Origin of the sequence: Arthrobacter sp. Rue61a, from assembly GCF_000294695.2 — a bacterium.
Taxonomy (GTDB): domain Bacteria; phylum Actinomycetota; class Actinomycetes; order Actinomycetales; family Micrococcaceae; genus Arthrobacter; species Arthrobacter aurescens_A.
The window spans coordinates 86,610-112,992 of the sequence record NC_009453.1 but is presented as its reverse complement, the minus strand read 5'-3'; the positions used below and the strand labels follow the sequence as shown (position 1 = coordinate 112,992).

Genomic DNA, 26,383 nt, shown 5'->3' with positions numbered 1-26,383 from the left:
CCTGCTGGGCAGGTCTGGCCGCGTTGCGGCCAGCTCCAGGGCACACCGGCAAGCCGGGCGCACCGGGTTGGCTGGGTTGGGAATGATGGGTATCGCCCGCACGTTTTCACGGATTTAGCCGCTTCGCGGCCGGCTCTTGAGGGGTCTGGGGATTCGGTAATTTGGGCCTTGACAATTAGTTGGGCGCTGTGAGTGAGCGTTTGCGATCGCTGTCAACGTTATTTTTCGAGGCTAATTAATAGATAGGCGATATAGTAATTTGGATGCAGGCCGAGTGACGGCACTGGTTTTTGCGGAACGAGGAGGTGGCAGGGCGGATTGGTGGGATCAGAAGAGGAGTGGGAGAAGCGCCGGCGGGTCTCCCGGGACGTAATTACGGTTCCGGAGATTGCTGAGCTGATGACAGTCCGTGTGCAGTCTGTTCGGCAGTATGCCTGGAATGATGTTGATTTCCCGAAGCCGCTATCCCGGGGTGTGTACAGCCGCAAGGAAATAACCAAGTACATCGCGCAACGGGCACTGCGGAACGCCGGCAGGCCCGGCAGGCCACCCCGCGCAGGTAAGAAGGCCCGTGAGCTGCTGGAATCCAACGGAGATGATCTGTGAGCGCCAATGATCTCCCTGTAGGGCCTATGCCGGCTGACTCGGCAGCGGATCCTTGGGGTGAGCGGCGGCTGGGGGTTGTTCTGATGCATGCTTTCGAGGCGTACGGCGGACCGCATGGTTTCGATACCCATGTTGTGGCGAGACGTGCGGGAGTATCCGAACGGACCGTGCGCCGCTGGGTGCAGCGTGGCCTTCCAAAGAGCCGGCGTCCTGACATTGAGTCCAAGGTCCTCCCGCCGGCCCCGCTCGTGGAGCAGGAAGCCAAGGAACTGGAGTACGCCCGGGAATCGGTGGCTCGGATCAACGTCCCCAGGTCACGGCTGAATGATGCCTGGGTAGAGAAGGGATGGATAAAATCCCACGTTTTGGCGGTGGTGTGGATGCCGGCGCTTAAGGTGTGCCTGGCCCGAATCGCCCACAACGATGAAAAGTCAGTGAAGCGGCTCCGCCAAGGTGGGGTGATCATCGAGCGCCACATGTTTGAGAACAGATTTGCTGCCCAGGCCGCAAAAGGTGAGTTGCTTCTGGCCGTGGCTCGCTGGCGGCTGGTGCTTCCCGAGGATCTGATTGCGAGGGGAAGAACAGAGGCCTGGCTGGAAAACGCGCCTCGGCCGCCCCTGGAGAGCTTGGCGGGCGGCCGCCAGGACTAGAGGGAACGCGGGTCCCTGGATCCGCGGGTGCTCAGGTCATTGAAGGTCAGCTCCCGAATGGTCCCGAAGCTCCAGTCGGCTACGTACTTATCGTTGTAGATGCCTTCCAAATACGCCACGGCACTCTTTTCTCCACCCTGTTCGAAGGCGTCCATGAGTGCACTGAACGTATCGGGATCGAGCTCTAGCTGTGAGAGCCGGTCTCGGGTGTAGGCCTTGCCGCCGGACCCGGGCGGAGGGCCCTGGACGCCTTTGACGGTCAGGTGGGCTCCGTACTTCTTGAAATGCACGTTTTTCGGTGAAGCTTTGAGTGCCGTCTGGCGGCCGCGCTTGGTCGAGGCCGCCTGGCGGGACTTCGTCTGGATCTTCTTTAGATTGTCCAACTTGGGCTTGTTCTCCTCCTTGAGCCAGCGCTGAATCGTGCGCTGGCTGACTCCAAGATCCTTGGAGGCCTTGCGGGTATCAATCGAGGTCTTCCCGCGCCGTTCGATTCCGTAGGTCGTGGCCAGCATGGCGTGGATGTCCGTGGACTTCCCGGAGGTCTCGACTTCATGGCGCCCCGTGAACGCGGAAAACAACAGATTCCGGCGTGATGCATGGTCAACGTTGCTGACGTCTTCGTAGATCACAGGCTATGCCTCCCACATTTCCAGTTTGTCTTTGCCCTTGTAGCCGCTCCCTGTGAGGAACTGCTGGTGGTCTGCCATCAGCGCAGATCCTTCGTATTTGAACTGGCCCAAACCGCGGCCGTAGTGCTTCTGCAGGCCGGGCCACGCCGCCACTGGATCGCGCTCATCGCTGGTGTAGAGGATGGTGTCCTTGGTGACAGCAACCGGCCAGCGGCCGTGGTCATTGCCGATCTGGTTGATCCTGCGGATGATGTTGGCTCGCGAGCGCGCCTGAATGAAGTGGTAGCGCTCGGGGGCGAACATCGGTTTGCCTTCCATCCAGTCGTAGCTGGCCATGAGGCCCAGGGACTGGACGTACAAGGTCTTCAGGAGGTTTCTGGCCTGAATGTCATCGGGATCTGGGGTGTCCAGCAGGGTCCTGGCGTCCCGTACGCGCTCGTACCAGGTGTCCAGGATCCGGGACTTCTTCTCCCATACGTAGGCTTCGGTGACTTCGAGCTCGTAGCCGAGTTCGACTGCGACATCGAGGGTCGGAGTGCTGACCCAGGTGAGGCCGTTGATTGCCCTGTTCTGAGGGTCCAGCGGGTTGGGGGCGAGCCATTCTGTCTTTTCGGGCATGTTCACGCGCCAGTAGCCGGGCTTCTTCTTGTCGAAGGCCACACCGGACGGGTGGTAGGTCGGGTCACCGATTCCCAGATCGAGGCCGGAGACTCCTGCCAGGTAGGAACCTCCGCGGTCGTAGGCGTGGAGGTACTTGTGTTCCAGTTCGGTCGAGGTCGGCACACGGGACCAGAGGGCGTCAGCTTCCAGGGTGCGGATGCGGGACGGCTCGATGGGGGTTGAGGGTGCGAACAGGGTTTCCCGGTCCTTCCAGTGCAGGGTTTTCATCAGGTCCAGGCCGGTGGAGGAAGCAGCCACGGTGTACGGGTAGTTCAATGCTGAAGCGAACTTCTGAAGCCGCCGCGCAATGGTGGCGGGCGTGGGGTTGCCTTCGGTTATGGCATCGAAGTCGTCACGCATGGCTGGCAGCATCACGAGTACGCCGCGGTGGTTGCTGTTCTTTTCGGACCAGGCTCGGGTTGTGGCGTTCATCGAGATCTTGTCCTCTTTGAGCCCGCCGATCTTCCAGCCGTCGGCCATGGCGTCCACCAGGAACGGGTGGTCCTTGGTAGCGGCTTCAATGGCCTTGGTGTACGCGTACCGGTCCTGAGGCATTTCGCTGAGATCGATGCCGACAGAGGCCAGGCCTTCGGCCGTTGCGTACAGCTGGCCGGCTTCGTTGCGCCAGCTGGTCACGGCCGTGCCCAGGTTCAACTGAGTGATCAGGTTGATGGCGTCACCGATGTGCCGCAGCGGTGCCGCGAGTTCGATGCGCTCCCCTGACGGCAGCCAGACTCCGTCGTCGTGGAGAACGGCCAGGCTGGCCCGGAACTTTGTCATCGTCCTGGCGGCGGCGGGCCGGCGCTTGTCATTGGCAGGAACGATTGCCCGGGCATCGGAAGGCGCCTCCGGTGCCTGGATCTCGGTGGAGGCTTCTTCACGGTGCAGCGGCTCGATCGAGGGAGCTACCGGAGCTTCCTTGCTGTGTTCAGCGCCGGCGTAGCAGCTCCAGTGCAATGGAACCTCGTCCACGGCCGTTTCCGTCTGCTGGGAGCACCATGCACATATCTGGGGCTCGCTGAGTCGGGTTTCCACGGCAATGCGTCCGTCCGGTCCCGTCTTCTCGATGCCCGCCGGTCCTGCGGTCGGTGCGGGGGGTGTGGGAGGTGCGGTTGGTGAGGGTGCCGCTCCCGGGTTGTCGAAGAGTGCCGGAGGCGTGGGGCCCTGGCCGTCATTGCCGTCGTTGTCGTCGTGCTCGTCACCGTTGAGGACAGCCAGCGGGATGTCCCAGACGCGTGAGAGCACCCCGTCGATCCGGCGGCCGACAGCGCGCTTGCCTGCTCCATCAACACGCAGCCAGTTGTGGGCTGCCAAAGCGGAGGCAATGGAGTCCTTGGGTGCGTCGAAAATTTCGTCCGCCCGCTGGGAAACCTGCATGACCGTCCCCAGGGCGACGCTGGGGATGATGTAGGCCCGGTCGTCCTTGATCACGCCGAGGCGGGCACCGCTCGGGCGCCACTGGAGGTATTCCCCGGATCCTTGCTGGACCCATCCCTTCCCTGAGGGGTTTTCCGGCGCCGTACCGTGCTCGTCAGTGAGGTGCGCGCTGTGGCTGCCGAGAGCTTCACGGAGGTAGTGCAGGAACTGTTCGGCGGAATCGCCGCCGTCGGTGTCCTGGAGTGCGATCGCCTGATAGATGCCATCCTCGGCCCAGCGGTAGAACTCATTGGCCTGGTCGGTTGACAGAGCATCGTTGGAACGGAGCATCCGCAGCATCAAGCGGATGCCGTGGTCCATGGACATGGCACCGGTGATCAGGCGGCCTTTGTGGCCCTCGTCGTGGGGCAGGGACTCAAGGCGTTTGTGCCAGTAGTTGTAGGAGCTGCCCGGGGCAGTGAGATTGTCCAGCTGAGTCTTGTGCTCGGCCTGCAGCTCGGTCCGGTGGTCGGCGATCCATTGGATCAGCGATGCGCCAAGCTGGCCACGGGCGCTGCGCAGCTCTTCGCGTTCGAGCAGCCCGAAGGTTTGCCCGGGGCTGGGGATGGTCCCGGGATCCAGGGGCAGGCAGATCATTCGGGTCAGGCTGGAACCGGTGATGCCCATCTCGCCGGTAGTGATCACCGTTGCCCTGGTCGGTTCGTCAACACTGACGCCACCGCGCTGCTTGCCAACGACACGGCCGGTGCCGTTGAAGATCAGTCGAGCCAGATCCATCAGCTTCTTCTGGGCCTTCTTGACATCGCCGTCCGGGGCTATGTCATCGATCAGGATCGGCACGTCATGTGCCATTCCCAGGGAACGGACGAGACCGATGGTCGTACCGCCCATGTTGGCTCCGGAAAGGATCTCGGTGTCACCGAGGTACTTCATGGACGGTGCGAAGTAGTGCATCGCCTGCCGTGCCGTGGAGGTCTTTGCCGAGGCGCGGCCGCCCTGGAGGTGGGTGATCATGGGAACCGGGTGGAACACCGATTCCCAGACCACGCCCAGGAGCGGCGCCATGATGCGGGCCGGAAGGTCCATCAGCGGAACGGTTCCGGTAGCCCAAGCCTCGGCCAGGGCGGCGCCGTCGGTAACAGGCTCGGGAAGCTTGAAGGGGCTGAGTGCTTTCGGCATTCCGGTCTTGATGGACAGGGTGCCGCCCTTAGCGATCGCGCCCCCGCCATGGACAAAGAATGGTCCGGTTTCGCTTTCCCTCCAGCCGGGAGCTGTGTAGACCGTGTCCCTGTTTGCGGGGGTCGGGCGGGCAAGGAAGATGGCGTCCCAAGCGGCGTCCTTGCCCTTGCGGGAGGAGGACTCCACCATGCCAGGGAAAGGCAGCCGGCTCACCCATGAGCCGTCGCGGATGCACTCGGAATCAAAGACCTCGACCTGTGATTCCACGACAGGCCGGCCATTTTCGTCGATCTCGTGCTTCTTGCCATCATCCAGGGGCTTGAAGCGGGAAAACTTGATGGCAATTTCATGCGTCAGTGGCGCCACGGTGGTCGCTGTGCCGTCGTCCTCGATCGACATGGACTGAACTTCGGCCCAGCCGCGCATGATGCGCTTGTAGCGTTTGCGGAAGGTGTCGCCGCTGCGCTCCCACTTCAGTTCGACGGTGTCGCCGTTGCGCACCAGGTACTCGATGCCCTCGTTGGCCCCGGCCTCCGGGTCGAAGCCGAACCCGCCGTCGAATCCAACCAGCGTGGCAGCGGTATTGGCCGTCGGCAGCACGATGACCTCGTGCAACGGGTGTGCAGGCTTTTCGGGTGCTTCAGGGTCAAGGATCCGGGGAAGTTTTACCTTCGCCACGGTGTGGGCCTGACGGGCCTTGTCCGCGGCTTCCTCCAGGGCAAGCCTCATGTCCTCATGGGTACTGGTCTCCAGCTCGGACGCCGTCGCGGCATCGAACGGAACTGCCTGGTACATCTCTTGAAGCCGCTCAAATTTGAGCTGTGCTTCCTTGGCCCAGCGGCCGGCGCTCAGCAGCTCGTCCTGGGCGTCCAGCTTGCTCATGGTCTTACGGCTGGCGAGCTGGACCCTGGCCCGGGCTTCATCCAGGCACACATCCAGGGCCTTGATGGCCCCCCGCACATCCCCCAGTGCGGCCAGCATCCGGGCTTCACCGGCGGTGAATTCAACCAGCCCGGCAATGCCGTGACCGGCTTCCAAGTGGTCCGTCAGATCAGATTTGGCTTCCAAGGTGGCCGGCAGCAACAGCCGCACGGACTTGGCCACCGGGGTCAGCACTGCGTGGAGATTGGCTGCCCGCTTGTAGCCGGCGGTGTCCCGGTCAGCCACCACGTTGACGACAGCGCCGTGGAACGGCTCAACAAGGACCTCAGGGAAGGAAAGGGCGCCCTGGGCGTTCGTCGTCGCGGCAAGGCCAGCGGCGCGAGCGTTGTCGGTGTCCTTCTCTCCTTCACAGATCCAGATTTCACGGCCCGCTGCAACAGCCTGAACGATGTCGGGCTGGTGGTACAGGGCAGGAATGAAACCTTCCGGCTTGGTCGTGACTTCCTTCCCGGTGAAAGGGTTGATGAATGACTGGGTGAAGCGCTTGTCAGGATGGGTCGAGACCTTGCACTCCTGGCGGATGACCTTCTGTACGAGCTCCCCGTCAGCGTTGGCATACTCATAGGTCGCCGTGGTCACCCACTTGTGCCGCGGCGCGGGAGTGTTGTCCTTCTCCGGTGCCGTGAGGCGGGCAGGCAGCTTGGCCAGCTTGGCCAGCTTCCGCTTCTGCGTAGTCCGGGTCCAGGCTGGCCGGGGCTCCAAAGGAGCATCAAAGGTTTCGGTCGCTTCCAGACCCAGCGCGTGGACGATGTCCGCAAAAGGGGCCTGGCAGCTGTGGCACCACATCGTGGTCAGTCCCGTGTCCTTCTTGTAGGTCACGGAAAGCGAAGGGTTGTTGTCCCCGTGCACGGGGCAGCAGGCCATGAAGTGATCGGCATGACGGGTTGGGCGGAGGCCCTGCTCGGAAAGGGCGTTAAAAACGCGGTCCAGGGACGAGCGGGCGTAGTTCTGATCCGGCTGGCTGCTCATTGCACCTCCCCGCGAAATACGGCGGGAACGGCGCAGCTAAGCCACGCCGAAACCCGGCTGTGGTCTAAAAACTGCAAGACATGTAAAATCATGTCAGAAGGGTCCTTTCACCGAAGGTCCTACGAAGGTGTATTGCAAGGTTCGGATCGCATTCCCGCCAAAGATTGACGATCAGAACCACATACTTTTTGAAGGTCCTCCAGCTGCCAGGCTCGGAGGGCCTTCCTCGTTTAACCGGCAGCCAAGAGATCCCCCTGACCACTGATCTGACGCCTTGCCCGGGCCTTGTCCAGATCATGCTGAACGAAATCCGGAATCGGCAGGCCCTCGGCTTCGGAGAGCCTGAGCAGCACGTAGGAACCCAACGGAATGCCGAGTTCGTCCGCGTGGGCCTTGAATGTGTCGTAGTGCTGGCGAGGGGGGCGAAGAGGGAACTGCCTTCGATCGCCTCTTGAGGGTGCTCCGGGCTTTGCCATGAGTCCGTTCTATCACTCGCGGGATTCTGAATCAGGAACGCCGCCTGCGTCGGCGTGGCGTTAATAATCCCTTGCGAATCCATTTCAGCCCTCATGACACGTCAAGGGTGGGCCGCCCGGAGGTTTTAGACAGAAGTCTGCGGATTTTTCTGGCCGCGGCAGAATCGGCGCCGACTTACATGGCGCATCCTCTTAGTAGTTTTTGGGGTAGGTATGTCGTTTCTAGGGTGTAACAGGTGTAACAGCGCAACGTTTTCGCAGGTCAGGCGGGTTTTTTGCTGTTACCCACCCCATTTTCACGGACCGTGCCCGTTTTGGCCCGATGGCGTGAAAATCCGCGTAAATCCGCGGGTTTGGGGTGTATTCGTCGTCATGGTGCTGTTACACCCTTTTGTCGGGTCGAGGTGTAACAGCACCATTTGGAGTGCCCCAAAGTGCACGGTTGCATGTACTTGGCACAGAAACCGCCCGGCTGTTACCACCGTCCGGTCAGGATCCAGACGTCGACGATCGCCCGGAAGATGGCCACGGCCAGGCTGGCTGCACCGATCCAGATCCCTGCCACCTGGAGTTTCCGGCCATTGTCCTTGTGTTCGCGGTTCACGCACCTCTCACCTTCTCCGGGTTGGTCCCGGCCCACGATCTTAGGTCTTCGCTGGAGGGCTGTGGGCGCCGGTCGCTCAGTGCCTGGGCTGTGTCCACAGGTGGTCCACCGGGTGCGGTGCGGGCTTGCGGGCTGAATTGTGCTGGTGGGGAAAGGTTCTCCGCACAAATGTCATGGCGAGTCGCCTCATCCGGGTGTGTCGTACCGTGTGGTGCACTTACGTTCAAATTTTGGGGCATTTTTGGGGTATGCCGTGTTTTTAGGTGTAACAGGTGTAACAACGTCCAGCGCGGCACCAAATCGGTGCCGCGCTAGATGTCCTGGAGCCGGGCCTGGTGGCTAGTCCGGTAGGTGATCCTTCAGATACTGGAGTCGCATGTCGAGCAGCTCATTGCTCGCATGGTCGTGGGCGTCCCTCAGGGTTTGGCCTCGATGTGCCTGGCGTCGTCGGGGTACTGGAAATTGCGAAGGAAGCTGCCGAGGGTTTCGGTGTCAGTAGAATCCTGGTGCGACTTTGACCGCCTTTTGGGCTGCGTAAGGTCGGTCTTTGACTGGTAGCCATCCATCGGTGCCTGCTTTCTTCAGGGAGAGGCCGGTGGGGTCCTGCATGTGGGGGCCTGCGTTTGTCCAGACGTTCTGGGCTCGTGTTTCACACCAGAGCGCCAGGTGGGCATCGCGCGGAAGCGAGTTGCGATGCGTCCACCAGGCGCGCTTTTCGCCTTTTGGACCGAATTGGAATCCGTCGCCGTGGGCGAACGCGTCATGCACGGCGCGGAAGACGTCGTTCACGGGTGCTTCGGATTCCGTTCCGTCTTTGTGCCGGGTGGTGACGGTCTGAGCCATAGGGTGGTTTGGTGGCAGCGCGCCATCGGTAGTGTCGGAGACTTCAGTCCGGTAGAAGAACAAGTGCTTGTTTTCGCGGACGTCTTTGAGCATTTCTGCGGAGTCCCGATAGGGCTGCTCCTGCTGGCCGTGCCAGGGCTCGAAGGTGTAGCCGGCCTCCGTCAGTGCGTTGTGCTGTTCGACGATATGGCGGCGCAATGCGGAGTAGGAGCGCTTTACGGCCGGATCGTCTGGAGCGTGGCGGGCGGCTTCGTAGGCTTTCGCTGCTGCGATGTCGTCCAGTTCGCTCATGTGCGGAAGGGGCCGGCGCTTTTCAATCCCTTGTGCGCTGGCGTATTTCTGCCTGATGGCCTGGATTTCCTTGATGGGTGCATGGTCCAGGTGTTCGGGCGTCTTTTCCACGAAGATAGCGCGGACAGGGGTAAATTCGGGTTCCCCGTAGCGCAGCTGGAGTCGCTGGAGTGCCTTGGTCGATGGCCCATTGTCATCCTGGATGATTTGCAGGTCTCCGTTGACTACGCGGCCGCCGTCGATTCCTGCGAGCTGAAGGTCTTCTAGCGCCTCGGCGGTATTAATCCCGCTCTGTTGCTTGAAGGTGTAGAGGGTGTCCGGCCCGTTGTCGTCAACGAAGGCCACCATGACGGAGTCCTGGTTGTATCGGCCGGCGACTTCTCCTGCCCAGGCCTTGATGTCTTCCTCACGTCCCTGAACGATATAGGCGCCGGCCGGTTCGGCGTCGCCTTCCCAGAGTCCGTCGGCAGGCCTGTTGTCTATCAGGGCGATGTTGTGTCGTTCGGCCGCGAGCTGGATGGTGTCGTCGTACTCGCGCCATTCCTCGGAGTCGTAGTACGCAGGCCGGGAATTGAGCTTGAGCAGTTCGGCTGACTCCGGCCTGAATGGCGTTGCGCCGATGAAGGCGGTTAGTTCGTAGGCGGCAGCGGAGGCTTTGCTGATTGGATCCCCGCACCGGTATCCCCCGGGTTCAGAGAGATTCTTGCACATGGCTACTCCCCCGGTTCATTGCGCGCGGGGGAATCGAAGAAGGCGACGGCGTTGCCGGTAGTGAGGTTGCTTCTGCGTCCGATCCGGCCGCGTTGCGGCGTGTCGTCCGTGGATACTTCAGCGCGCTTTAGTGCCTCGACGAACTCTTCCCTGGACATGTCCTTAGGGTGTTTGCCGTCTTCTGCGACGATGCGAGCCTCGTCTTCAGGTGTGAGTCCTGACTCAACCATGATGGATCTCCTTTCTGGTCCTCGTAGCAATACCAAGGGGCTCGGACCGGCAGCTTTTAGACAAGCACCCCTCGGCAATCTTTGAGGTCTACCCTATTGCACGAAAGGTCTAATTAACTAGACCAAACGGATATATTGAGTTATCTTCGGAGTTATGGCCATGTTTTCACGTCGCAGCAGCCCGGTAGAAGCCCCTGCACCCGCACCGAGTCTTTTGGACACGATCGCCCAAGCTGTTCGACGCATGGACCGTGCCCGCTCCGATAGGGACAATGCGATTTTCGCCGCCCGCGGCCGGCATCCGCAGCGGGAGATCGCAGAGGCCGCAGGATTGAGCGTCAGCCGCATCAAGCAGATGGGTGAGGGGCCGCATCGGTTCCACGGCCCGGATCCGGCCAGGTTTGATCCTGTCACTGACGTCGACGCACCTGTTGCAGTGACGGACCGGGGCTCCACTGTGGACCGCGTCCTCTCCATTCGGGACATCGATCCCTTCATCCCGGAGTGGCCTTCGGAGCGGGCCTTCCTTGAAGAGAAGCCCGAACGGGGATCCCGCAATGTGTGGGACATCAGTCATCGCTTTTTCGATCTTGACCCCCGGGAAGCCTGGAATATTTGCTTCCTTCAGGCGACCAAGGAGGTTTATGCCTTCAGGTCGATCCTTCGATCACCGAACGATCCCCCTTTGCCTCCCGAGGAGCAGAATATTCCGGGTCGGGGCTCCGCCAATGGTCCGTGTATTCTTCTTGGCCACGTCGCCAGTCAGAAGCTCATGGAACTGGCGTTGGACCGGCCTGCTTCGGTCGTCCGGGAGCGCCCGGGCGGCCTGGCCTGGGCGTATGGCAGGATCCGCCTCACTAACACCATCCTGAAGGCAGTTGCCGATCCTCTGACGGGTCTGACCGCAGACCCTGAAACCATCTGGACGTACCTGCGTTCACTACCTGAAAGCGAGCAGCCCTGATGCATCCAGCACATGCACTCGACGAGGCCCTGTCCACTCTCCCGGGAGACGTCAATGCACTGAAAGATGAGTTGTCATCGCTCATGCGGTTCTCGTTCCGCAGCACACGTGACAACGCGGAAGCCAAAGCGGTCCTTGAGAAGGTCGAGGCCCTGGTACGGCGTATGCCCAGCGGTGGCGCCACCAGGGTGGCGGGAAGCGCCAGGGGATGGCACATCCGGTGGCACGCGGAATGGTGGATGCTCTACGGCACTCTGTATATCAATAAAGACAATGACATCGACATCACGTCCCCGATCATGATCGTTGACCGGCGCTCTGGTGAGGGCGGCCACGATGCCGTCTATGGCCCGGAAGTTCCCGGAATCGCGAAGCACTGCCTGGCCGCCGTATTGCTCTGGCACGAGCTTCGTGGAGAGACGCTTTCCACGGCTCGCTAGGATGCGGTCATGGGAAAGCACGGGAAGCGGGCCAGCGCGTTCAGGGCCTCTTTGGTGGCGGCCGGGTACGACGTTCTGGAAACGCCCCGCGAGCATGGCGTGGTGGCAGCCACCACGAAGCAGCTTTCTGATGACGTCCGGGGCTCCATCGTCGATGTCTACCGCGCACTGGGTGGTGTCAGGGACGACGCTGAGTTCACGGCCGGGGTGTGGGACTTTGTATGTTCGGACGGGTTGTTCGTCGAGTTCGACGAGGCCCTGCACTTCAACCGCTACCGGCCGGTGACTCTTCAAACGTCGTGGTCATCTGAACTCCCCTGGGCGCAGGAGTACAGCGGCTACAGCGGGGCCTTGGAAGGAATGTGTTTGAAAGACGGGAAGTCCGGCGGCAGATGGGCCAGCCCGTCATCGGACGCCATGTTCGGTGGCTCCGACGCTCCGGGGGTGTTTAGCGACAAGGGTTCATCCCGGTGGAAGCAGCGCGCGCTCTATGATGCGGTGCGCGATGCCTACGCCTGGTCCACCCCGGGAGTAAACCTGGCCCGCGTCTCGATTCACGATGAGATTGGCGGCCTTAGCGTCAATTGGGCGACCAGCCACGGGCTCCTGTTGGACCCGATGGAACTGAGGGCATTCATCGAATCGCGCACAGCTTAGGGATCCCGACACTGGATCGCCACGACCCCACGTCCACGCCAATTGCCAAATTAATGAATGCTCAACTTACTGCCCGGTATGGCTTATGCCGGCGGGTACGAGCTCGGGTCCACCGAACTTGTCAGGCCGGGTACAGGGGCGGTAGCCGGCGTCCAGGAAGAGCCGGAAGTACATCGTGGTAGCCCTTCCGCCTACTCCGGACAGGGTTCCTTGCTGGTAGGCATGGGGTGCCCATTTGTCCCCTAAGACGACTCTGATCCAGGCTTTTGCTTCTGCGATGTTGACAGGGACACGTGAGTCTATGACGCGATGGTGGCCGGCGATGGAGACGGTCACGCAGGTCCCTTCGAGTGAAGGGTTTTGTTCGAGGAAGACGAGATCGGCCATGTCAGCCACGATGGTGAGTTTGGTGAATCTGTCGGTCAGCGAGGCTACGGGGCCGATGCGGGGAGTTTTCCGGTTTTCGTTGTCGATGGTCTGCTTCGAGAGTGTGCCATCCTCGCCGAACAGTTCATGGTGAAGGGCGGAAATTTCCCTGCGGTGTTTCTGCCGGATTGTCTGTGCGAGCTGATCGATGTCCACGCCATTACCCTAGCTTCCGTGCCGGACGATAGACCGGACCGTACGTTAACCGTGGACCGGTCAGGATCCTGCTGATGTGTAGAGAATGACCAGTGCGCCGGCGACAAGGTACGGGCCGAAGGCCAGATGGGTCTTTGACGATTTCGTGGTGATCAGGACTACGATGCCGGCGATCGCGCCCAGGAGGAATCCGAGGGCGGGCCCGTAATATCCGGCTGTCCAGCTCGACCACCCCAAGGGTATGGCGAGCATGCCGGCAAGCTTGACGTCGCCCAAGCCCAGGGAGGTGTAGCGGTGCAGGAGGAAAAAGACGGCCAGGGTTGCAGCTGCCACCAGCCCGGCGCGGGCTACATCTGACCATTCCTGCGTGATGACACCCTGGGAGACCAAGAGGGCCCCCAGGATGCCGTAGGAAGGCCAAATGAAAGCATTGGGCAGTCTATGCGTCTTGAAGTCGGTCACAGCCAGGACAAGCCCGATCATCGTGGTGTAGATGATGGCCGCGGTGAGGAGCGGGCGGTCCCCCAGGCTGCTGCGCATGCCCAGTGTCAGCACAAAGGTCCATGCGTAGGATCCCCCGAGAATAAGGTGGACCAGGCCCCGCCTCAGGGGTATGGAATCGCGATCTGAGGCAGGGCCTGGTCCGGTCATTTGGGCTGGCTGCACGTCAGCTGGCCAGCCGGAGGCGGCCGCGGAGCTGATCAATGAGCTCTGCGGTCTCGCCTTCGGGTTCGTCTTCCATCTCCGCCAGGCGGGCTGTCAGATCTTCCGACACCTTGTCGAAAGCTTCCCAGTCCTTGGCCATCGCTTCAGTCCGGAGCCGGTCCCTCACCGGAATTTCACTGGCGGGGTCCACGATGCACGCCTTTGTTGACGCGTTCCTTGCCATGGCCACGTCACCGGCGAGCAGAGCCCTGTCGGTCAGCTCGTGGGCGACGTCGACGATTTCACTGATCATGTCTTGCTTGTCCAGATCAGAGAATGAGAACCACTTGGCAGGTGCGGCTGTGAACGGCTGGCCGTTGACAAGGCCCATGGCGGCCGCGAGGTCTGCGGTGGATGTTGTGCGGTAGTCATCTCCCACCAGGGCTTTCCAGAGGTTCCAGTCGCTGGTGACGTGGTCCAGGAGCGCGTGGCTGTCCGAGGAGACAACGGGAAGGTAGTTTTCGCCCTCGTCATCTGTGCCGAGCCAGCGGCGGGTCCTGGATACGTACTGGTTCCGCTTCTGGGCGTTCTTCTGGTCATCGTGACGTTCGTTCGGCCAGATCGCGTGGTGCAGCTCCGCGCGGGTGGCCCCGGGGTGCAGTACCAGGAACGTCGCTATGGCGGAGCAGCCTGCGACATAGCTCGCTTTCGCTGTGCGGGGTTCGATGCCTTTGGCCCCTTCAACACGGACGGAGCCAAGGACACGGATCATCGGATGATCCGCTTCCGGCAGTTCAGTAGCGGTTATCCCCTCGTGGGCGGGGGCTTCGCTCTCTGCGGCCGCCGGCTGTTCTTCCGCGGGAAGCGGCAGGGTCTCGTCCGGGCCCTCTGACTCGGCGTTCACTTCGATGGGCGCCTGGATAGGGTCCGGGTCCTGGGCGGGGGAACCTTCGGGGTCAATGGGTGTCTGTGGTGCAGGAGCCTTATCACGGGAATTGGAGAGCGCGGCTTTGGCGGCAACAGCTTCTTCTTCGGCTACAGCGAGGGTCTGGACAATCTGTTCGTAGTTCTTGCCCATGATCACCTGTGCCTGGATCGGGATCCCGGCAGGGGAAAGGGTCGCGGAGAAGTCCTTCTCGATCCGCAAAGCCCAATCTCCACTGAGCTGGCCGTTGGTGATCGCGGCGATACCGACGCGCGGCACTCGCTCGATAAGTGCTGCCAGCTCCTTGCAAGTCTCCTCGTCGGGCAATTCATTGAGCAGGACAATCTCTGGCGTCCAGGTGTCCGTGTCAGCAACGACGCGCGCGTGTGCAATGTCGTCCACACCGAGATCCTTGAAGGTCCGGCTGTAGGCGCGGGCGCGGCCGCGGAGACTGGACATCAGTGACCGAACATCGTCAAGGTGCTGGACGCGGCCGGTCTTGAAGGCATCCGCCAGTTCCGGGGCGAATCCAACAACGGTGACTTGAAGATCGTCGGCCCATTGGCTGCATGCCAGTTCGACGGCGAGGGCTGTGAGGGCGCCCTCGGTGATTTCCTTGTTCGGGCCGGAGATGTTCAGCGAGCCGATCTGTTCGACGTCGACCAGGATGTGGCCGTCGCTGGCGTCCTGTCCCAGGGTGACCAGTCCCGGATAGGGAGCTGTGGGCCGAGGATCGAATGCGGGGATCTCGTCCGGGTCCACAACCCATGCGGTTTTGTCGGGAACCGTCATGGTGAATGGCGCAGGGAGTTCAGCCGGCTCATCCAGGTAAAGCTCGACGTTCGTGGGAGACAGTCGCAGTGCGAAGAGCTTAGGCAGACGCTCGTCGTTCTCACGTGCCCATGCGGCCAAGTAGCGAAGGGCCTTGTCGATGTCGTCAACGCCCTTGGGGTTCTCGACGGCGCGCAGTTCAAGCTCAGTGGAGGTAATTTCCGGGGACGGCATGCTGATTCGCTCCCCGACCTTGCGGCGTCGCCTCTGCTGGAAACGACGAATGCCCAGGACACTCAGGACGGAGGCAGCCAGAAGACCCCCAATGCCGCCTACGGTGCGAACCTCAAACATATCTGCAATCGGTTCTTCGTCCGCTGCTGAGTCGTTGGCACCTGTTGATGTAGCCGGCGCTGACTCAGAAGAGTCCCCGGCTGGCTGTTCAGCGGACGTCGCTGATGCAGCCTGGTTCTGGTTCTGGTCTTGGGCAGGCGCCACTGCCGGGGCAGCATTCACCTGATCGCTGGGTGCGGCCCCAGGGACGCCTTCGGGTGCCTGCGCCTGGGCGTCGGGCTCCTGCTCAGGGGTAGGTGCAGGAGCGGGCGGTGCCGGTGTCGGCGTTTGAGTCATCGTTGGGACGTTGATCGTCCAGCCAGGTTGGATGATGTCAGGGTTTGAGATGGTCTGGCCATCTGCCTGAACAATGCCCTTGGATGCTTCGTACAGTTCGGGATACCGATCGCCGTCGCCAAGACTTGACTCGGCCATGCCCCAGAGCGAATCGCCTTCATTGACCGTGAGCGATTTCATCACCACGCCATCGGTAGCGGGGGGTGCCACGGACGGTGCAATTGTCTGGGGTGCCTGCTGGGCGGCCACACTGTGTGAAACGGCGGGTGCCGTCGGTTCTGCGGCTGTTGCAGCTCCTGCGCCGGCCAGGCCACCGAACATCACGATGACGGCTCCAAGAAGGGCACTGGCTGTCTTCTGCTGAATTGCGAGCCCGCGGATCTGCGGCGGCTTCACTCCTCGAAGTGCAGAGGGAATGACGGTCAGTAGAGAAAAGACGAAGCTTGCCCAGGCAATCCAGGCGATGATCGGCAGGAGACTTCCCATGAGGAAGGATCCGCCGTAGTCCGGGTGGGTGAAGAGCCCTGCGATTGTGTCCCAGGAAGGGATGGGGTTTCCGGCGACGGTAAGCAGCAACCACGGCACTCCGGCTACGATCACCGCGAGACCTGCGAGAGCTGCTAGTCCTTTGAGGAGCTTTAGCATCGTCCTACCCCTGTCCTGGATTCTTTACGTTGACGGATTGAAGTTCGCCGATTGCAATCTGGGTGACTGACTGGGCAGTCGTCGTATCAGTGCCCGTTTGGCCGCCGGCGGCCCATTGGAATTCCCAGTGGGACGTAGCAGTCACTGTGTACATGCCGCCAGCCAGGCTCTTGGACATGGTCTGGTAGACGTATCCGCACGTCGGGGACTGTTGGAGGCCGTAGGCGGTGACATAGGGCGTGCCGATGTTCGCGCAGCTGACAACCTGACCGTCGCCCATGCCCCAGTCAATTCGGGTCACTCTGGCAGTGGCCGTCACGGCCAAGCCCTGAATGGTGTCGCTTTGAGTCCACGGACCGTAGCTGTCCTGCCCAGGGTTATTGACCCACATCCAAACCGGGAGACCGACAGAACCTTGGAACCCGGGCTGATTCTTCGGGACAATCCCCACATCGACACCCTTGAACTGGAACCGCTTCATCAACTCCGCGGCAGCCTGAGCCGGAGTGATTGTGGGCGTACCTGGTGGGACATCGAGCCAAATAGGCACCTGCGCTGCGTCGACATAACTTGCACCGTCACATCCGTAGTAAGTGCCTATGTCGTTCTTCGGCTCAACCAGACTGCCGTTGTTCCAGATTTCTCCCTCTGGATGTCCAGGTTCGCCGCGGTATTCGGACATGTAGCATTGGTGCGCGTCGTCCCAGATAGCTCCGCGATTATTGACGCACGGCAGTGGACCGGCTTTGCGGATTGTCTTTTGAGAGCCAAGGACTCCTGTTCCTGTTGCGGAGCATTGCCGAGGTCCAGGATCGCCGACACTTCCGCCGGTGTTCCCTCCACCGCCTGGAGTGGGCTCTGTAGAGCCTCCACCGGTCCCCACGGAAACGACACAGGCCCCAGGAACGGCTGGATCTGGTACTTGCCCGACAGGGCAGCCTCCGGTTCCCTCCGCATATGATGGCCCAGCTGCGATCGTTGCTCCGATGACAAGGGAAGCAGCGACGAAGAAAGCTCCTACGAGGCGTCGCACGCTGTCACCTTGTCGTCAGTGATCCAGTCACGATTAATAAGCCAGCGCTCTCCGTACCAGATTGCGCGAACGCTATACAGCATCTGCTGCGGACCATGCTTTCCGGCGTCGGTGCCGTCTGCCCCCACAACACGGAAATCATCCTTGTTGAGGCATAGCGACATATCGACCTGACCCAGAGGTACTTCGGCGTCGCCGTTGATCGGTTTGAAGGATGTGACCTCTCCGGAGAGGTACTTGTAGGACAGTTTCCCGTCGAAATGGCTGTTTGTTCGCTTCAACGAGTCGAATGCGTCGCTTACATGGCCGCCGTCGATCAAAGATTGAGAGACGGACCTAAGAGGTTCCTCATTCTTGCCGCCTTCGGAACCGACCGCCATGTAAACGTCGAGGTATTCCTTGTAGGCGGCCTGGGCGCTTTCGATGGACTCTTCCTTCGACACGGGAGGAAGAGACTGTTGAGGAGTGGGCGCGGCGGTTGGTGTTGCGGAAGAGCTCGTGGGGCTTGGGGTGCCCCCGCCTACGGCGCAGCTGGTCAGGGCCAGTGTGGCGATTGCCAGGGCTCCGATGATTGAGCGCTTGGTGCGTGCTGTGGTCATGGTGTTTTTCTCCTGGTTATCGCTGCGCCAGTTGCGCGGTTGATGTTGCGGAGCCTGTGAGTGTGTTGATGCCGGCCAGGCTCAGGAAGACCGTTTGGTAGTTGCTGGTGACGGTTACAGTGACATTATTTCCGTTGATGGTTACGGTTCCGGTTTTTCCTGCTGCGGCTATATAGGTTTGGGCTGCTGCTTGGGCGCTGGCTGTGTCGATGACTGGCGTTCCGCCGGTGGCGTCAGAGATGTTTACGACTGCGGCTCGGGCTGCGGATTGGGCGACGCTGTTGGCCTGGTCTTTGGCGTTGACTTGGCCTCCACCGTCGACGACGAGCCCGACCATGATGAGGAGTCCGACGGCCAGGATCAGGATGAAGGGTGTTGCGGATCCTCGTTCCTGCTGCGCATCGTTCTGGTTGCTCATGGCGTTATCTCTGACGGTAGGGGTCGACGGGGCTGATGCTGTCTTTGGAGATGGTGATGCTTCCTGGGAAGCCCGGGAGGGCAGCTGCGCTGAGGTCAACACTGCACGTGATGGTTGCTCGCACGGATCCTGTGACTCCGAGGGGCGCGGCGAACGCGCTGGTGTCGACGGAGGTTGACTGGTTGATGCAGCTGAGTCCGCTGTTGACCAGTGACAGGCCGGCGGCGTTTGATCCTTGCGTCTGGGCTGCACCTTCACTTCGGGCGAGTGAGGCGTCGCGCGCGGCAGCTGTCGCTGCGCTCTGGACGGCGTTGTGGGCCATGGCGATACGGCCCCCTGCGATGAGTGCGCCGATGAAGAGCAGCATCGTGACGCCCAAAATGGCGAATTCGACGGATGAAGAACCGCGTTCATTTTCGTCGGGTTTCCTGGTTCTCATGGCGCCGTGAACCTTTCGACCGGACCCGTGACTGTCTCGGAGATCTGGGGAATTCCGAGGAAGCTGAGGATGGTTGGTGCTGTGCCGGTCACGGTTACTGTCACTGTGGTGGCGGACCTGGTGACTGCGACATTGCTTCCGTTGAGTGAGCTCTTGCTGCTGTCCAGGATGGTGTGCCCGGCCAAGGTGCCATCAGCTTCGCCGGCGTCATTTAGACGTGCTTGGAAGTATGCCGTGGAGGCTGCGCTGTGGGCGATGTCCCGGGCGTGGAACCAAAGGGCGCCTTGAATGACGCCGAAGACGACCAGGATCAGTACGGAGAAGAGGATCGCCGTCTCAACCGTTTCGGATCCACGCTCGGAATCCCCTGCGCCGGGTCGGCCGGGGGAAGCGTCTGTGTTCTCGAACTCGGTCATTGGATGTTGCCTCTTTTCAGTGAGGGCTTCTCCTTCATACTGTCAGGTGCACTTGCGTTTGGGCAAGGAACAGCGGTTGCTCTTACTTGGGCATCTCGGCAATTTTGCCGTTCACCAGACCGGTGATTGCGGCGCCCACAGCAATCGCGAGGCCAGCGACGACGACTGTGATGATGATCTTTTCCACGGTGGTTGATCCGCGTTCGTCGGACATTGCGGCCTGGCGGACTCTGGCCGTGAACATGGTTGCGGTCATCTGGGCCAGTACCGCGAGTTTCATCAGAGGGGACATTGGTTCGTTTCCTTTGTTCGTTGGTGATTCTGTTGTGGTGCTCCTGTTAAGAGGGTTTTGAGGCCCCTCAGTGAAGCAAGGGGCGCGCAGCTGTCTGCTTTAGACATCTAGACGGCCATCAATGTGAGAAGTGGTGCGGTGATGAGGATCGCCATGAACACGGCGCCGAGGAGAGTCATAGGCACAGTCATGCGTTCGGTCTGCTTGTTGCCTTCCTGGTGCTCATCGGTCACCATCTGGCTGCGCAGGGACTTACCGCGAGCCCTGAGGCTTTCGTAGACGGCGGCGTCCTCTTCACCGCTGAGCTGCATGATGTCGGCCAGGTCCCGGAGTTCCTTGACTCCGATTTCCTCCGAGAGTTCGCGGAGTGCGTTCCAGGGCATCTGTGACTGGAGGCTGGCTCGCAGCAACTCCTGGCGGATCCTGCGGAACACCCATGAATCGGCGACGCCGGCAGCTTCGCTGAGTGCATGTTGAGCGGGGGATCCACGACGGCGCTCAGCGGCCACGAGCTCGAAGTAGGTTGCGACAGCCCGGGAGAATTCTTCACGTGCCTCCACTGCCTGTTGCTTGACGCCTGCATCGACCAGCACGGCGAGTCCAAGGCCGAGGGGAACGGCTGCAATAGCCGGAACTGCCGGGAACAGAGGAGGTAGGCCGAAGAGCCAGAAAACCGCGCTCAACACGATTAGGGCCAGGATGCCGGCGGCCGCTGCCTTGACCTTGGTGGCCAGGTGGGTCTGGGCAGTGATGTTCAGCAGCGACAGGTCCCGTGCCGGGATCCCGAACCCGGTGATTCCGCTGAGGTGGCGTTGGGCCCAGCTTCCGAGGAGCGAGTTGATGTTCCTCGACGTCGAAACATCTTCCACGGTTGTGGTGCCGAGCCGTTCCAGGGCGGCCGAAAGTTTGGGTTGTTTGGGGACGAGCTCAAAGATGAGCAGAGTCAGGCCGAGGCCGGCGACCGCTCCGATGATCAATGCAAGTGGCCACATCAGCTGGCCCTCCCGGTATCTGTGAGGAATCGGGGTGCAGGCTTCCCTATGGTCATTTGACGCATCCAGATGAGAATCATGACGTAGCCGGCCAGATAAATGGTCAGGAGAAGCTGTCCAAGTGGTTCTTTGTAGGCGGCAAGGAACTGGCCGGCAAACAAGGCCATGAAGGTCAGGGACACTGCGGTGATCAAGGTGACGAGCTTGGCGGTCGTGCGTGGCTTTTCGCGGTCGGTTTCGATCTCGCGGCGGTGCCGTACTTCGTCGTTGATGATGGAGGCCAGGTCATCCAGTGCGTCTGCGAGTCCGCCGCCGCGGATCTTGTAGGCCAGCAGGAGATGGGCGACGACGATGTCAGCTGTTGCGTCGTTGAGCTCATCGGCGAATGCCTTCAGTGCCGCGGGCGGAGACCAGCGGTAGTTGAGGCGGCTGACTAGGTTGCTGACCTGGGGTTTGATCTCCTCCGGTGCATTGCGGAGGGAGACCTGGAGGACGTGTTCCAGGATTGCGCCGGTGGTGATCAGGCCGGAAAGGCTGTGAGTCCAGGTTGCCAGGGCTTCAAGTTTTTTGATGTCGGCGGTGGCACCGGACTTTCCCACGAGCGCGGGAAGGCCGAAGGCGGCCAGCGGGACTGCGATCAGGCAAACGATCCATCCCGTGGCGTACCAGGCGACGATCCCACCTACGACGGAGGCCGCGAAGATCATCCATTTTCGGCTGCCCCAGGTGCCAAGAAGGCCGTTGGTTTTGCGTCCGAGCATGCCTTTGGGCCGGGTTGCATCTTTGACGGGCTTGGGTTGGAAGGCGACATAGAGGAGCAGGAGCCCAGCGCCAAGGGCTGCGGTAATGATCGCGGCAATTATTGGCATCATGGCTAAGCCCCCTCCCCCAGATTCGGACGCAGCCGATTTCTATCAAAGCCGACGGCTTCGAGCCGCGCAAATTCCTGCATCCGCGGCAGGTTTTCACACTGGGCTTGGGTGGATCCGCTGGTGGTCTTGAAGATGGGCAGAACGGAGGGCCGGTCGCCTTCGCCGGGGAGGACCTGGCTGATGTCGGAGATGAATCGTTCCCTCGTCCTGGTTCCGTCGACCTGGTTACTGATCTGGACAATGAAATCGATGTGCTGCCCGATTTGGCGGTAGGCGAAGGAGGGTGACGTCTGCATACCTTGCTGGAGAAGGGTGGCCAATCGCTCGATGGCGTCGGCGGGACTGTTGGCGTGCAGCGTCGACATGGATCCCGCACCGGCCTGCATGGCCTTGAACATAGCCACCACCTCGTCACCACGGACCTCGCCGACGATTACGCGGTGGGTGTTGAGGCGAAGGCTGGAAACCAGCAGGTCCTCAAGGGTGATCTCACCCGTTTTGCGGCCGTCCTGGGAGGCCTCGCCCTGCCCGGGCCTGGCTTCCAAGGGCCGGATCCGGTCATGCAGCCCGCTCTTGTCCAGGTGGAGCTCGCGTTCGTTTTCTATCGTGACGATCGGTTCGTGGGGAGGCAGAACGTGCGCGAGGGAGCGCACGAGCGTGGTCTTGCCAGCGCCTTGGTGGCCGGAGACAACAATGGACATGCCGGCTTTGACCACGGCGGACAGGAACTCGGCCATGTCCGGGGTCAGCGTTCCCCAGGAGACCAGATCCATAAGCCTGGTAGCCACGATCGGGTGGCGGCGGATGACGATGAGGGGCCGCGGGGAAATCGGCGGGTGTAGTGCTTCCAGGCGTTCACCGCCAGGCAGAGTCATGGACAGGATGGGCGTTCCGGCGCTGAAGGACCGGCCGCGTTCACCTCCGCCGCCGGCAATGAACTGAATGTCACTGATGAGCTGTTCGTCGGAGTCCGCTACAGGGGGAACGAGCACGACTTCACCGCCGCCGTAGTCAACGTGGACGACGTCGCCGTAGATTTCCACGTTCTCGACACGAGGGTCATCGACCAGGGACTGGATACGGCCCAGTCCGTAGATGGAATCGTAGAGAGCCTTCGTCATGCGATCTTCGGTTTGCTGGTCCCACGCGGTTTGTCCCCCGCGGACCAGCGCATCGGTGTGTTCCCGGATGACCTGCTGGATCATGCTCCGGCCAAGATCCTTGTCCGAGGTCTGGCCGTCACTTCCATCCGCTGTCATGGCGCTGGACATGCGCTTGGAGATGTCCTGCCGGAACGCGGCTACCAACATCCAGTCAACGCCCTCAGTGCTGGTGCCCGCGGCGGGGAAGGAACCATGCCGAGGCTGGGCTGGCTGTGGTGCGGGAGGAGGGGCAGGCTCATCCGGCGTTTCCACCGTGAGAGTTCGTGCGGTGCCGATGGCCGCGGCGAGGTGATTTGCGGCAGCTGACCTACGGGGACTGGCTTCGACGTCCTTTTCCGGAGACTCCGTGAAGAGCGGGAAGCGGTTCAGATCCAGCCCGATGTCGTCTGGTTCAACGGCATTCATTTAGACGCGCTCCTTTGTTGATGAGGATCTTTCGGACAGACGTTCCCGACGTTCCCGGACTTCCTGTTTCAGGGTGTCCATCGCCGCTGCCAGAGCCTTCATGTAGGGGCTGCGGTCCAGCCGTCCAGGTTGCGGCTGACCGGTATGGAAGACGGGGGCGGTCTTCGGATCCCAGGGAAGCTTGCCCAGGACGGGGACGCCAAGGTTCTTGGAGATATCCCCGGAAGAGTACGACGGACCCGACGACGGGCTGACCAGGAGGAGACCGAGGTGGTCGGGGTGCCCGTGCTCGGCCAGAAGGGTTTGAATCGCCGGCAGGCGGTCCCGTAGGGCCGTGATGTCCGGAAGTGTGGGATGGGCAAGGATGACAACGGCGTCGGCAAGGGTCATCAGCGGCGAACGCTGGTCCGAGACGGACCAGCGTCCGGCGTCGAAAAGGACGTCGATGTTGGACCGTTCGAATGTACCTGCAGCGGTGCCGAGTGAGCCCCAGAGCCCGGCGAGGGAGGGCGCGGCTGCCGGCGTGACCAGTCCCGGGAGGAGCCAGCGGTCTTTGGCCAGTTCGACGGTCTGGGACCAGATCTGGTCCGAGTTGATGGTGCCACTCCCCCGGGCCGCCACGGCGAGGTTAATCAGGCTCCGGGTGTGTGGCTGTTCTCCGCGGAGGTAACCGGGCAGGATGCAGCTCGTCTTGGAGGTGTCGATTTCTGCCAGCATGGCGGGGTTTGGCCAGGTCATGGTCATGGACAGTGTCGTGTTGGTGACGCCTGGTGATCCGGTGACGCTCATGAGGAGGATGTTGGCCATCGGTCAGCCCTTCAGTGAATCAAGAATCAGTGCGACGCGTCCGGTAGCAGCGCGGGCGGCCAGGTCCGGCGCCTTGGCTTCCAGGACTTCCACGGCCACGGTGGTCTTCCCGCTGACGCTGTCGGTTTTGGAGGTAATGACAGTTGCCTTGATGCTGTTCGGGGTTTCCTTGGGCGGTTCGCCCTGGTTGATCGGTGTATCGACGATGCGTACTTGGTCGCCGGCTTTGAGCGGGTAGGGCGGGAGTTGGGCGCTGGTCAGTGAGATACCGACGATCGAGTTGCCTGCCTGGAGGCCTGTATCTGATGTCGTGTTGTTCTGCGAAAGGAGGGTCCCCTGGGGGATGTCGACGGCGGCTGTTTTGCCGATGACATCGGATGCATTGGATGCGGAGAGTGCTGGTATGGGCTGGTTCGCGGGGATCTGGACTGTTGTGAGGTCTGAGGCCTGGACGATGGCTCCCCGCGTGATGTCTTTGCTGGCGGAGAACACGGTGATGTTGTTCCCGCTGGAGTTGACCAGCCATGCGACTCCGAGCGCCGCGGCGATGATCAGCGCGAGTGCGCCGGCCAGCATCCCGGGGCGTACGCGGCTGCGGACTTTCGATTCGACGAGAGGCTTTACAGCCTTCGCCGGCGTTTCCTTTTGTTTGCTGCGACGCTGTTCCGGCGCTGCGGTGTCGGTACTCAAGGGGTCTCCTCCAGATAGGCATCTATGCATGTGATGATCAGGTGGTTCCGGCTTGGTGCGTTGTAGGTCGCCTTCAGGTTGTCCAGGACCTGGATGTTGTGGGCAGTGACGCGCATGGGCAGGTCTTCCGTTGCTTCCTTGGCGAGATCACTGACTTTTGAGACGGCTGTCGGCAGATCGAACAGGTTGTCTTCGTCCTTGGCCAGGTCGATGGTGCTGGTCGCAAGGAGCTCCGGGAGCCGTTTGTGGGTTTTACTGACGGCCGTGAACATCAGGTTTGGGTAGCTGATGCCTTCGCGTTCCTTCCGAGCCTTGAACCGGTCGTAGAGACTCTTGGGCATGCGAAGCGTCAGTCCTTTGTCCGCCCTGCCGGGGTCCACTGGTGAAGTTGGCGCTTGGTAGCGGGGCCGGTCCTGGGCTTCTGCCTGAGTGCCGTGGGAGGTTTCTGTCGCGGCTGCCTCGTCACGTGGCGGGGGTGACGGTTCCGGCGTAGCTACTTCAGGTGTGGGTTCTGCACCAGGAACTTGAGGGACGGCCGTCCGCTTGAGGGTGAATGACTCCCCGAGGCTGGGGCGCTTTTGCTGGACCGGGTCCTTGCCAAGTGCGGTCACTTTGCCGCCTCCTGGGCGAGGATTTCTTCTTGGGTTTCGAGTTCCTGGACTACTTCCCTCGCGAGGGACATGTAGTCCTCGGCCAGGTTGCTTGCACTGCTGGCGATGACGGGACCCGTAGCTTCGCCTCGCAGGCGCTTCCAGAAGGGCTCGGCAGTCTGAGCATCGTTGGCGAGCTCATGTGCGAGCTGTCCGCGCCGTGATCCGTCGGCGTCGGCCGCGGAGACGTAGCGGATGGTGCTTTCGAAGATCGGGGCGGCATCGCCCAGCATCTCTTTGAGGTCCTTGCGGGCCTCGGCTTCCATTTTGGTGGCACCCTTCGTCACGCCATGGAGAACAACGCCCAGAAGCGCAAGGGAGTCGTTGTGGCCGCGGATGTTGCTGATCCGTCTGGCGAGCTTGGCCAGACCGCGCAGATTCTTCTCCTCGCCTGTGGTGGGCACAAGGACCCAACGGCTGGCCAGTAAGGCCTCATCGAGCAGCGCCGGGTAGAGCGGCGGTGTGTCGATGACGATGACGTCGTACAGGTGGGCGACCTTTGCAAGCGCCCGGCCGACGGCTCCTTGCTTGCTGCCACCGCGGCGCATGTCACTGAGGATCACATCGGCAAGGAGTTCCGTGTACTCGTCCCCAGCGGGCAGGACGTCCAGGTTCGGACGGACGTCCTTGACCGGAACGGGTGCTTGATCGAAAGTGACGGCCTCGTACAGGGCACGGCCTTCGTCGCCGAGTCCGGCAGCGTCATAGCCGAGATTGATACCCGCATTGCCCTGCGGGTCCATGTCGACGAAGAGGACCTTATAGCCGGCCTCAGCCAGGATCCCCGCCGTGTTGGTAGCCAGCGAGGTCTTGCCCACTCCCCCCTTGCCGTTGGCGACGACTATGACCCGTCGGAGCAGCAGTCTGAGTTCAGAGTTGATGACGGACATGCGCCCGCCATGTGCAGTTACGGCGACAGCAGGGCGCGATCCCTGTGCTCCGTTAGCGCTAAGAGCGCGATTTGATAGCGATTCCATAGCAACAGCGTAGTGCTTCCCATGCGCATGATCAACACTATGAGCGCGCTTTGCATGCGCATATCCAACGCTCTCGTGCAACTTTGCAAGCACCGGGATAGCGCAGACTTGGTGCAGCACTTGCGCATAAGCAGCGCTTCTAACGCGCAGACAAGGCGAGGAGCAAGCGCAGGTAGGATGCTGGAGAAGTGCAGAATATGCGCT

27 protein-coding genes are annotated in these 26,383 nt (G+C 61.5%); 5 read left to right on the top strand and 22 right to left on the bottom strand.

What is annotated here, in order from left to right:
- Positions 1–321 precede the first annotated feature (321 nt).
- Together ARUE_RS23335 and ARUE_RS23330 are read left to right on the top strand one after the other, a co-directional pair.
- Entirely contained in the window at positions 322–606 is a 285-nt protein-coding gene (locus ARUE_RS23335; protein WP_043472118.1) for a hypothetical protein, read from the top strand.
- Positions 603–1,256, top strand: coding sequence for a hypothetical protein (locus ARUE_RS23330; RefSeq protein ID WP_162486292.1), 654 nt, complete (start codon positions 603–605; stop codon positions 1,254–1,256). The genes ARUE_RS23335 and ARUE_RS23330 overlap by 4 nt, the downstream gene beginning before the upstream one ends.
- On the opposite strand, the gene ARUE_RS23325 is transcribed toward ARUE_RS23330, so the two are convergent.
- The 6 genes from ARUE_RS23325 to ARUE_RS23305 all read right to left on the bottom strand — a co-directional run bounded on the left by ARUE_RS23325 (position 1,253) and on the right by ARUE_RS23305 (position 10,167).
- Complete coding sequence (locus tag ARUE_RS23325) at positions 1,253–1,885, bottom strand: helix-turn-helix domain-containing protein (protein ID WP_011928079.1); 633 nt, start codon at positions 1,883–1,885, stop codon at positions 1,253–1,255. The genes ARUE_RS23330 and ARUE_RS23325 overlap by 4 nt on opposite strands.
- A gap of 3 nt (positions 1,886–1,888) precedes the next feature.
- Positions 1,889–7,012, bottom strand: coding sequence for a telomere-associated protein (locus ARUE_RS23540; RefSeq protein ID WP_011928078.1), 5,124 nt, complete (start codon positions 7,010–7,012; stop codon positions 1,889–1,891).
- Between the two features lie 230 nt (positions 7,013–7,242).
- On the bottom strand, positions 7,243–7,488 hold the full coding sequence (locus tag ARUE_RS24405) for a hypothetical protein (RefSeq protein WP_051025169.1): 246 nt from the start codon (positions 7,486–7,488) through the stop codon (positions 7,243–7,245).
- 475 nt (positions 7,489–7,963) lie between these two features.
- Positions 7,964–8,092 (bottom strand): hypothetical protein, encoded by a 129-nt coding sequence (locus ARUE_RS24900; protein ID WP_286140417.1) that lies wholly within the window; start codon positions 8,090–8,092, stop codon positions 7,964–7,966.
- A 492-nt stretch (positions 8,093–8,584) separates the two neighbouring features.
- Positions 8,585–9,937, bottom strand: a complete 1,353-nt coding sequence (locus tag ARUE_RS23310; protein ID WP_011928075.1) for a hypothetical protein — start codon at positions 9,935–9,937, stop codon at positions 8,585–8,587.
- Between the two features lie 2 nt (positions 9,938–9,939).
- Entirely contained in the window at positions 9,940–10,167 is a 228-nt protein-coding gene (locus ARUE_RS23305) for a hypothetical protein (protein ID WP_043472115.1), read from the bottom strand.
- 154 nt (positions 10,168–10,321) lie between these two features.
- On the opposite strand from ARUE_RS23305, the gene ARUE_RS23300 reads away from it, so the two are divergent.
- The 3 genes from ARUE_RS23300 to ARUE_RS23535 are packed head-to-tail and all read left to right on the top strand — an operon-like array spanning position 10,322 to position 12,228.
- Positions 10,322–11,131 carry a hypothetical protein gene (locus ARUE_RS23300; protein ID WP_162486291.1) on the top strand — a complete coding sequence of 270 codons (810 nt, stop codon included), beginning with the start codon at positions 10,322–10,324 and terminating at the stop codon, positions 11,129–11,131.
- Entirely contained in the window at positions 11,131–11,571 is a 441-nt protein-coding gene (locus tag ARUE_RS23295) for a hypothetical protein (protein WP_011928073.1), read from the top strand. The genes ARUE_RS23300 and ARUE_RS23295 overlap by 1 nt, the downstream gene beginning before the upstream one ends.
- A 9-nt stretch (positions 11,572–11,580) precedes the next feature.
- Complete coding sequence (locus ARUE_RS23535) at positions 11,581–12,228, top strand: DUF7255 family protein (RefSeq protein ID WP_011928072.1); 648 nt, start codon at positions 11,581–11,583, stop codon at positions 12,226–12,228.
- Between the two features lie 66 nt (positions 12,229–12,294).
- On the opposite strand, the gene ARUE_RS23530 is transcribed toward ARUE_RS23535, so the two are convergent.
- The 16 genes from ARUE_RS23530 to ARUE_RS23210 all read right to left on the bottom strand — a co-directional run bounded on the left by ARUE_RS23530 (position 12,295) and on the right by ARUE_RS23210 (position 26,092).
- Positions 12,295–12,810, bottom strand: coding sequence for a hypothetical protein (locus tag ARUE_RS23530; protein WP_011928071.1), 516 nt, complete (start codon positions 12,808–12,810; stop codon positions 12,295–12,297).
- A 60-nt stretch (positions 12,811–12,870) separates the two neighbouring features.
- Positions 12,871–13,461 (bottom strand): prepilin peptidase, encoded by a 591-nt coding sequence (locus ARUE_RS23280; protein ID WP_011928070.1) that lies wholly within the window; start codon positions 13,459–13,461, stop codon positions 12,871–12,873.
- A gap of 16 nt (positions 13,462–13,477) precedes the next feature.
- Positions 13,478–16,426 (bottom strand): LysM peptidoglycan-binding domain-containing protein, encoded by a 2,949-nt coding sequence (locus ARUE_RS23275; protein WP_011928069.1) that lies wholly within the window; start codon positions 16,424–16,426, stop codon positions 13,478–13,480.
- A gap of 4 nt (positions 16,427–16,430) precedes the next feature.
- On the bottom strand, positions 16,431–17,108 hold the full coding sequence (locus tag ARUE_RS23990) for a hypothetical protein (protein ID WP_051025166.1): 678 nt from the start codon (positions 17,106–17,108) through the stop codon (positions 16,431–16,433).
- A 335-nt stretch (positions 17,109–17,443) separates the two neighbouring features.
- Positions 17,444–18,058 carry a hypothetical protein gene (locus tag ARUE_RS23265; protein ID WP_011928067.1) on the bottom strand — a complete coding sequence of 205 codons (615 nt, stop codon included), beginning with the start codon at positions 18,056–18,058 and terminating at the stop codon, positions 17,444–17,446.
- Positions 18,059–18,074: 16 nt separating this feature from the next.
- Positions 18,075–18,476 carry a Tad domain-containing protein gene (locus ARUE_RS23260; RefSeq protein WP_011928066.1) on the bottom strand — a complete coding sequence of 134 codons (402 nt, stop codon included), beginning with the start codon at positions 18,474–18,476 and terminating at the stop codon, positions 18,075–18,077.
- A 4-nt stretch (positions 18,477–18,480) separates the two neighbouring features.
- The gene (locus tag ARUE_RS23255; protein WP_011928065.1) at positions 18,481–18,915 is read right to left on the bottom strand and encodes a TadE/TadG family type IV pilus assembly protein; all 435 of its coding nucleotides are present in this window, start codon (positions 18,913–18,915) and stop codon (positions 18,481–18,483) included.
- Positions 18,912–19,331 carry a TadE family protein gene (locus ARUE_RS23250; protein WP_011928064.1) on the bottom strand — a complete coding sequence of 140 codons (420 nt, stop codon included), beginning with the start codon at positions 19,329–19,331 and terminating at the stop codon, positions 18,912–18,914. The genes ARUE_RS23255 and ARUE_RS23250 overlap by 4 nt, the downstream gene beginning before the upstream one ends.
- A gap of 82 nt (positions 19,332–19,413) precedes the next feature.
- Complete coding sequence (locus ARUE_RS23245; RefSeq protein WP_043472109.1) at positions 19,414–19,623, bottom strand: hypothetical protein; 210 nt, start codon at positions 19,621–19,623, stop codon at positions 19,414–19,416.
- Positions 19,624–19,730: 107 nt separating this feature from the next.
- Positions 19,731–20,615: a type II secretion system F family protein gene (locus ARUE_RS23240; RefSeq protein WP_011928063.1), complete on the bottom strand. Its 885-nt coding sequence runs from the start codon at positions 20,613–20,615 to the stop codon at positions 19,731–19,733.
- On the bottom strand, positions 20,615–21,487 hold the full coding sequence (locus tag ARUE_RS23235) for a type II secretion system F family protein (protein WP_011928062.1): 873 nt from the start codon (positions 21,485–21,487) through the stop codon (positions 20,615–20,617). The genes ARUE_RS23240 and ARUE_RS23235 overlap by 1 nt, the downstream gene beginning before the upstream one ends.
- A gap of 2 nt (positions 21,488–21,489) precedes the next feature.
- Positions 21,490–23,055: a TadA family conjugal transfer-associated ATPase gene (locus ARUE_RS23230; RefSeq protein WP_011928061.1), complete on the bottom strand. Its 1,566-nt coding sequence runs from the start codon at positions 23,053–23,055 to the stop codon at positions 21,490–21,492.
- On the bottom strand, positions 23,056–23,862 hold the full coding sequence (locus ARUE_RS23525; RefSeq protein ID WP_011928060.1) for a CpaE/TadZ family protein: 807 nt from the start codon (positions 23,860–23,862) through the stop codon (positions 23,056–23,058).
- A 3-nt stretch (positions 23,863–23,865) separates the two neighbouring features.
- Positions 23,866–24,552, bottom strand: a complete 687-nt coding sequence (locus ARUE_RS23220) for an SAF domain-containing protein (protein ID WP_051025164.1) — start codon at positions 24,550–24,552, stop codon at positions 23,866–23,868.
- Positions 24,549–25,163, bottom strand: a complete 615-nt coding sequence (locus ARUE_RS23215; protein WP_011928058.1) for a DUF2339 domain-containing protein — start codon at positions 25,161–25,163, stop codon at positions 24,549–24,551. The genes ARUE_RS23220 and ARUE_RS23215 overlap by 4 nt, the downstream gene beginning before the upstream one ends.
- Positions 25,160–26,092 carry a ParA family protein gene (locus ARUE_RS23210; protein WP_043472106.1) on the bottom strand — a complete coding sequence of 311 codons (933 nt, stop codon included), beginning with the start codon at positions 26,090–26,092 and terminating at the stop codon, positions 25,160–25,162. Before ARUE_RS23210 ends, ARUE_RS23215 begins: the two co-directional genes overlap by 4 nt.
- Positions 26,093–26,383 lie beyond the last annotated feature (291 nt).

Excerpts from the sequence above, each read along its gene's own strand:
- ARUE_RS23230 (WP_011928061.1), bottom strand. The coding sequence starts at position 23,055 with ATGAATGCCGTTGAACCAGACGACATCGGGCTGGATCTGAACCGCTTC.
- ARUE_RS24405 (WP_051025169.1), bottom strand. The coding sequence starts at position 7,488 with ATGGCAAAGCCCGGAGCACCCTCAAGAGGCGATCGAAGGCAGTTCCCT.
- ARUE_RS23210 (WP_043472106.1), bottom strand. The coding sequence starts at position 26,092 with ATGTCCGTCATCAACTCTGAACTCAGACTGCTGCTCCGACGGGTCATA.
- ARUE_RS23245 (WP_043472109.1), bottom strand. The coding sequence starts at position 19,623 with ATGTCCCCTCTGATGAAACTCGCGGTACTGGCCCAGATGACCGCAACC.
- ARUE_RS23250 (WP_011928064.1), bottom strand. The coding sequence starts at position 19,331 with ATGACCGAGTTCGAGAACACAGACGCTTCCCCCGGCCGACCCGGCGCA.
- ARUE_RS23235 (WP_011928062.1), bottom strand. The coding sequence starts at position 21,487 with ATGATGCCAATAATTGCCGCGATCATTACCGCAGCCCTTGGCGCTGGG.
- ARUE_RS23300 (WP_162486291.1), top strand. The coding sequence starts at position 10,322 with ATGGCCATGTTTTCACGTCGCAGCAGCCCGGTAGAAGCCCCTGCACCC.
- ARUE_RS23525 (WP_011928060.1), bottom strand. The coding sequence starts at position 23,862 with ATGGCCAACATCCTCCTCATGAGCGTCACCGGATCACCAGGCGTCACC.
- ARUE_RS23535 (WP_011928072.1), top strand. The coding sequence starts at position 11,581 with ATGGGAAAGCACGGGAAGCGGGCCAGCGCGTTCAGGGCCTCTTTGGTG.
- ARUE_RS23275 (WP_011928069.1), bottom strand. The coding sequence starts at position 16,426 with ATGCTAAAGCTCCTCAAAGGACTAGCAGCTCTCGCAGGTCTCGCGGTG.
- ARUE_RS23540 (WP_011928078.1), bottom strand. The coding sequence starts at position 7,012 with ATGAGCAGCCAGCCGGATCAGAACTACGCCCGCTCGTCCCTGGACCGC.
- ARUE_RS23310 (WP_011928075.1), bottom strand. The coding sequence starts at position 9,937 with ATGTGCAAGAATCTCTCTGAACCCGGGGGATACCGGTGCGGGGATCCA.
- ARUE_RS23260 (WP_011928066.1), bottom strand. The coding sequence starts at position 18,476 with ATGAGCAACCAGAACGATGCGCAGCAGGAACGAGGATCCGCAACACCC.
- ARUE_RS23990 (WP_051025166.1), bottom strand. The coding sequence starts at position 17,108 with ATGTCCGAATACCGCGGCGAACCTGGACATCCAGAGGGAGAAATCTGG.
- ARUE_RS23265 (WP_011928067.1), bottom strand. The coding sequence starts at position 18,058 with ATGACCACAGCACGCACCAAGCGCTCAATCATCGGAGCCCTGGCAATC.
- ARUE_RS23255 (WP_011928065.1), bottom strand. The coding sequence starts at position 18,915 with ATGAGAACCAGGAAACCCGACGAAAATGAACGCGGTTCTTCATCCGTC.
- ARUE_RS23305 (WP_043472115.1), bottom strand. The coding sequence starts at position 10,167 with ATGGTTGAGTCAGGACTCACACCTGAAGACGAGGCTCGCATCGTCGCA.
- ARUE_RS23240 (WP_011928063.1), bottom strand. The coding sequence starts at position 20,615 with ATGTGGCCACTTGCATTGATCATCGGAGCGGTCGCCGGCCTCGGCCTG.
- ARUE_RS23295 (WP_011928073.1), top strand. The coding sequence starts at position 11,131 with ATGCATCCAGCACATGCACTCGACGAGGCCCTGTCCACTCTCCCGGGA.
- ARUE_RS23280 (WP_011928070.1), bottom strand. The coding sequence starts at position 13,461 with ATGACCGGACCAGGCCCTGCCTCAGATCGCGATTCCATACCCCTGAGG.